Origin of the sequence: Fluviicola taffensis DSM 16823, assembly GCF_943372375.1 — a bacterium.
GTDB lineage: Bacteria > Bacteroidota > Bacteroidia > Flavobacteriales_D > Crocinitomicaceae > Fluviicola > Fluviicola taffensis_A.
In genome coordinates this window covers 166,203-172,323 of sequence record NZ_CALRYJ010000010.1, presented here as the reverse complement: position 1 = coordinate 172,323, position 6,121 = coordinate 166,203, and the positions used below count along the sequence as shown (strand labels likewise).

The following is a 6,121-nucleotide window of genomic DNA, read 5'->3' as shown; positions in this document are numbered from 1 at the left end:
GTTCCATTTTATATTAAGTTCATGAAAAAGATCATTGAAAGCAACTTAAATTGGTTTGTTCAAGAGGACAGGTCGACCGTTAGGCGACCTTAAAATTTGCGAATTTGCGGGAAAAGAACAAGAGACTGCCCTTTTTAGACAGCCTCTTTTGTTAACCCTGTTCAGTCAATAGTTTGGGCGTTTTCCAAAATAAATCAATAATTTAATCCGCAAAATTGACACTACAGATGAAATACTTGCTCTTCATACTGATTTTCATACTCTCCAATCGAGTAACTGGACAGCTAAGGGAAATCGAAGGGAAAATCATAGATGAATCAACCAATTCAGAAATCCCTTTTGCAAATATCCAGAATCGCTCATTAAGGAAAGGAACCATTAGCAATGCAGATGGATTCTTTAAGATTCCCTTTGAAAAATGGACAGATACCATCTGGATTCATAGTATCGGATTCAAATCTCAAAGACTGGTATTGGATGAAAAGACAGGGTTTTATGTGGTGAAAATGCAGGAAAGCATTACCGAATTGGGAGAAGTGATGGTAACACCTAAAGAAAATATTCAGTTGTTTCATCTTTTGGAAGCTTGCAGAACCAATCCAAACAAAATCAAACAGGAGGCAAAATCGTATTATGAACTGAAAACGGTTATCGATGACAAACAGGTGGAATTGGTAGAAGGCTTTTTCAATGTGGGACTTTCGGGATATGAACTTTCGGGTCAAGAGTTGAAAGCCGGAAGAATTGCCATGCAAACCTACGATGAGCAAATGCGCATGTTCGTTTCGGCGGAAAGTTCCAAAGCGATTTTATTGTCCAAAGTAATGAATGAAACAGATTACTTCCCATTGAGTCCGCTTTCGATGAACTTTAAAAAAATGCGACGTGGTTTTTACTTGAATCTGGATCGTAAATACCTGGATGATAATCAGGATTCGATTACGGTAATCAACTATTTGCCAAAAGTAAGATCAGGTAATTATTTTAAGGGAAAAATCTGGCTGAATACTACCCGAAACAGATTGGTGAAGCAAACAATGGATTGTGAGGATTGTAAGATCCATCCTTTTTTGCCACTTTTTGAATCCGATAGTATTTTAAAGGTCAATCTTCAAATTACAAAGACTTTTGGACCCAAAGATGGAAAGCAATTGTTTAATCATGTTGACTTTAACTATGAAATAGCCTATAAAAGCAGAGTTGGCAAAGCGGGAGAGAAAAATTACCGGATCAAAACAAATGCTCTGTTATATGCTTATGACTTTGACGAAGTTTTTTTCATCCCGAAGTTTGAGTTTGATAAAAAAGCATCTGATTACAGAAAGATTTTTTCCATACCGTCAACTGATTTCTTTTGGAAATACAACGATGAATACCGTTTGAATGATCATCAGAACAGCAACCTTGCTTTCTTTTCCGATCCTGCTTCGATGACCAATACGAACTATGCTAGCAAAACGGATTCTCCATTGAAGAAGGGGTTCTTCCAAGAACCTTATATTCGATGGTCGACCAACCGGATTATCTTTAAAGAAAGTATTCCTGATTCATTACTTGATCCGACCAAAGTTGGTCTTACGGATCGAAATTACAACCTATCCGTAAAGGTCTTTTTGGATATGAATTCCTATCAGGATTCAACCAATATATTGACGTGTACCATTTTTGATCCTTATGAAAGTTATTATTTACTTCCGATTGATACGGTAACTCATTGTTTCATAAATATCTACTTTGATTTGGTTGAAATAGAACGCAGAAAACTTGAACTGACTTTTAAAAATAAGGTTCTAACCAGGGAAGAGCTGAATGAAAGGTATGATGAATTCGTAAGAAGGTGTGATTTGATGAAAGAGAATTATTTTAAATCGGTAGATCACGGAAGAAATAAAACGCAACTGGTCAAATGGAATGCGTTGGTAAAATCTGAATTACACATTGATAATATGGAGATTTTCGGATTGTTTAAAGAAAAGTAATTCAGTTTTGGGAAAGTAGCTTACTTTTTAGAAGATTCCTTAAATTGCATCAAACTTCAAACCCAAACCGATGCGTATTCTTTTTAGTTCCGTTTTGTTCTTGTCTGCAATTGCATTTATTGCAGGCTGTGATCTCGATCCTTCAAAAACAATCAACGGGGTGTATTCCGTGAATCAGGTGATTGACACTTCAGGAGCAACCATTGCAACGCGATTCATACCACCTGACGGATATGAGCGAAAATCAGCGGATAGCAGCAGTTTCGGATTCTATTTGCGGAATCTTCCTCTTAAAAAGCACGGTTCTGCCGTTCATTTGTACAATGGAAGTCTGAAAGGAAATCAAAGTGCGCATGTGGCGGTGATCAACATGTCAGTCGGAAACAGGGATTTACAACAATGTGCGGATGCGGTGATGCGTTTGAGAGCGGAATATTTATTTCACAACAAGATGTATTCAGCGATTCATTTTCGGTTCGTGAGCGGATTCAATTGTGAGTATAGCAAATGGCGGGAAGGAAATCGTGTCGGGTTGAATGGAAACTCGGTTTTTTGGCAGAAGTCGGCTTCAGCGGATAAAAGTTACGCGTCTTTTCTAAAGTACATGGAAACCGTTTTCAACTATGCGAGTACCCTTTCGTTGGAAAAGGAATTGCGTCAGATTGAATTGAAGGATGTGGAAATCGGGGATGTATTGATTCGTGGCGGCTCACCCGGACATGCGGTAATTGTGGTTGATCTGGTTGAAAACACCGATGGAGAGAAACTGGTTTTATTGGCTCAAAGCTATATGCCGGCTCAGGAAATCCAGGTACTGATGAATCCGATGAACAGCAAAATTTCACCGTGGTATAATCTGGATGAACAACTGAAAATCTACACGGCGGAATATACTTTTGAGAAATTCCAGCTAAAGCGATTCAATTAGTGGCTTCGACTCCGCTGCTCCTATGCTGTAGCGTAATCGAAATGAAACTTTTGCATTTTGCATTTTCAATTTTGAATTTAAAGTATCTTTGCATTCAATGAGTTTCTTGAATAAGAGTATGATTAAATATAAGACAGCCGAAGAAATTGAAATTATGCGCCAAGCGGCCCTGGTAGTTAGTAGAACATTAGGAAAAGTGGCGGAAATGATTCAACCGGGAATTACCTTGCTTGAATTGGATAAAATGGCTGAGGCTTATATCCGTTCACAAGATGCGATTCCGGGATTTTTAGGATTATACGGTTGCCCGAGCACTTTGTTGATTTCAGTGAATGAGCAGGTTGTTCATGGTTTACCAACCGAACGTACGATTCAGGAAGGTGACATTGTTTCGGTTGATTGTGGAGCAATTTACAAAGGATATTACGGCGATCACGCCTATACATTTGCAATAGGAGAAGTTTCCGAAGCAAAGAAAAAATTATTGGAAGTTACCTTGGAATGTTTGCACTTGGGAATTGAACAGGCGCAAGTAGGAAATCGGATCGATGATATTGGTTGGGCAATTCAAACACATGCTGAAAAACATGGGTATGGAGTTGTTCGTGAATTGGTTGGTCATGGTTTGGGTAAAACCTTGCACGAAGATCCGCAAGTTCCGAATTATGGAAAAAGAGGGCGTGGAAAGAAAATCATGAATGGTTTGACGATTGCGATCGAACCTATGATCAATATGGGAACGGAAAAAGTGATCCAACTGGAAGATAACTGGACCATTGTAACTGCTGACGGTCAGCCAAGTGCTCATTTCGAACACGATATCGCAGTTGTAGACGGAAAACCGGTGATCCTTTCAACATTCGACTATATCGAAGAAGCGCTGGCTAAGAAAAAATGATCAGCGAACGAATCGTTTTATTAGCTGTGCTCACTGCAAGTATGTATGGATTATCCATGTATATGAGCGATGGCGCATTTATTTTTCCATTTGGCTTGTATAAGGTTGGGCTACTTTTGGTGGCAATTATTTTGCTGATTGCAAATAGAAAGAAGCCCCGTTTGATGGAAGTGACCTTGATCCTTTGGACTCTTTCTTTGGCCATCTCTTCCAAGTTCATTATGCAATTGCTTTTCACAGATAATGACTTTGAAACCCGAATGGATTCATTGATCACCTTTTCATCTTTATTTTTCCTGGCTTTTGTCTTATTCTTTTTTGCGTGGCAATTGCTGCTGGCTTTTCAGGATAAAACCATGTATCGATGGCTTCAAATCGCCAATGCAGTTGCAATGATGATCTGTTTGATGATGAATATGTTTGAATGGCTGATTGTTCCGACCTGGATGTGGGTAATGACCGTTTTTCTGAGCAGATCGGAAAATCCGATGCACAAATCAGTGGCAGGTCTGGTTGGATTCATTATCGTGAGCTCCTGGTGTTCTGCACTGTATTTCGGGAAAGAAGCGATTCTTGGAAACCTGTAACATTTCGGTTTTTACGGCATTATCTTGAAAGAATCGACTGATTATGCAACACCGTTTACTCCTAGTTTGTTTATTCCCTTTGTTTTTGTATTGCCAGACAATGCAGCAGCAAATTGATTTTGTTTTAAAGACAACTCCACGGAATATGGAAAAATATTCCAAGCCGGCCAAAAAGGATCTCATTTTTCTGGAAACAGCTTTCAATAATGCGATTTTTACGGATAAAGAGGCGTTGAATTCGGTGAAGGGCAAGGTCATTTTGAAAATAGAACTGGTTTATACCACTTATCGAAAATCGGAGACATTTGACCAGCACGGCTTGAGCAGGAAGCGCTTGGAGAATTTGTTCCTGGCAGCTCCGAATTGTTTGAATCAATCAGGGATCGAGTGGATTCTGGTGGCTCAGACAGGGTGCAAATCTGCAGAAGAAGGACCCGGTTTTTTTCATGGTTTTGCAATTACTTATCGCGACCTACCGGATGCGGTATCCACCAAGGTGGAATCCAATTTTCTTCGCGAAGTGGCAGCAGGAAAAATCAAATCGTATGCCTATGACACCTATCTGAAAAGAGAGACAGAGAAAATAGAACGGGATTCCTTAGAGGATGTGGAACCGGTGATTGTTCTTCCGAAATTTCCACATAGTGAACAGGCACGAATCAATTACTTTTCAAACTACCTGAATTTTCCACCCGAATCAACCGGACCCAAGAAAGTGGATGTTCAATTCATTATCAGCAAAGAAGGCAAGATCACCAAGATCATTTTCCCAAATTCAGCAGGTCCTTCGCCTTATAAAGATGAAATCAGTGAGTTTATTAAGAGCATGCCGGATTGGACACCCGGAACCCTGAATGGAAAGCCTACTGAATGCATGGTGCAGTTTTCGGTGGATTTTATGAGTCGTGGAAGTGTGGTTCCGTCTCCTTTGGAAGTCTTTGCAACAGAAGTTCCTCCAAAAATGAAGGCGAAGCTTCCGGCTTATGACTACAACGCAATCAAACCACAACCAACATCAAATCAGGTCAGTAAAGCCCTTATGAAGGTGGATTGGTCGAAAGCTACGTTGGTATGCGATGTGACCGGGAGTATGGCTCCTTACAATGCACAGGTCGTTGAATTTATTTCGACCCAATTAAAGAACAAGCTTCAGTCGCCCAAACAGTTTGTATTCTTCAATGATGGAGACAATCGAAAAGACAAGACGAAGAAGATCGGTCAGACAGGAGGCGTTTACAATTATACCTCTACGAACCTGGATTCCATTGCTGAGTTTATGATTGATGTCATGTCAAAAGGTTCCGGAGGGGATTTGGAAGAGAATAACGTGGAAGCGCTGATTCATGCCTTGAAAAGTTATCCGAGAACAGACAAATTGATCCTGATAGCAGATAACTTCGCTTCACCAAGAGATCGGTCATTAATTGGTAGTATCGGAATTCCGGTACATGTGCTGGTTTGCGGAGGTACTGTCCTGAACGAAGATTATTTGGATCTGGCCTATCAGACAAAGGGCTCCTTGTCTTTTAACGGGATTGATTATCTGGATTTCCACAAGTTCGAAGAAGGATCTACCATGCATATCGGAAAGACAACTTATATTCTCAAAAAAGGGCATTTCTCTCGAAAAAGGGAATAGTGAATTCGAAATGCAAAATGCAAAATGCAAAAATAAAGTCGACTCTGCTAGCGAACCTCATAAAGCTCTTTTGAATTTTGAATTCATCAT

Annotated in this window: 5 protein-coding genes; all 5 read left to right on the top strand. The window is 39.9% G+C overall.

The genetic code is table 11. The features are described from left to right. Window positions 1-227: 227 nt before the first annotated feature. Complete coding sequence (locus tag AAG807_RS14620) at window positions 228-1,979, top strand: carboxypeptidase-like regulatory domain-containing protein (RefSeq protein ID WP_341905426.1); 1,752 nt, start codon at window positions 228-230, stop codon at window positions 1,977-1,979. Between the two features lie 70 nt (window positions 1,980-2,049). Next, complete coding sequence (locus tag AAG807_RS14615) at window positions 2,050-2,907, top strand: DUF4846 domain-containing protein (protein ID WP_341905423.1); 858 nt, start codon at window positions 2,050-2,052, stop codon at window positions 2,905-2,907. Between the two features lie 118 nt (window positions 2,908-3,025). Beyond that, window positions 3,026-3,805: a type I methionyl aminopeptidase gene (map, locus tag AAG807_RS14610; protein ID WP_341905420.1), complete on the top strand. Its 780-nt coding sequence runs from the start codon at window positions 3,026-3,028 to the stop codon at window positions 3,803-3,805. After that, a complete protein-coding gene (locus tag AAG807_RS14605; RefSeq protein WP_341905417.1) occupies window positions 3,802-4,392 on the top strand; it encodes a hypothetical protein in 591 nt (196 codons plus the stop codon). Before map ends, AAG807_RS14605 begins: the two co-directional genes overlap by 4 nt. Window positions 4,393-4,537: 145 nt before the next feature. Further along, complete coding sequence (locus AAG807_RS14600; RefSeq protein ID WP_341905416.1) at window positions 4,538-6,031, top strand: hypothetical protein; 1,494 nt, start codon at window positions 4,538-4,540, stop codon at window positions 6,029-6,031. The last annotated feature ends 90 nt before the right edge of the window (window positions 6,032-6,121 follow it).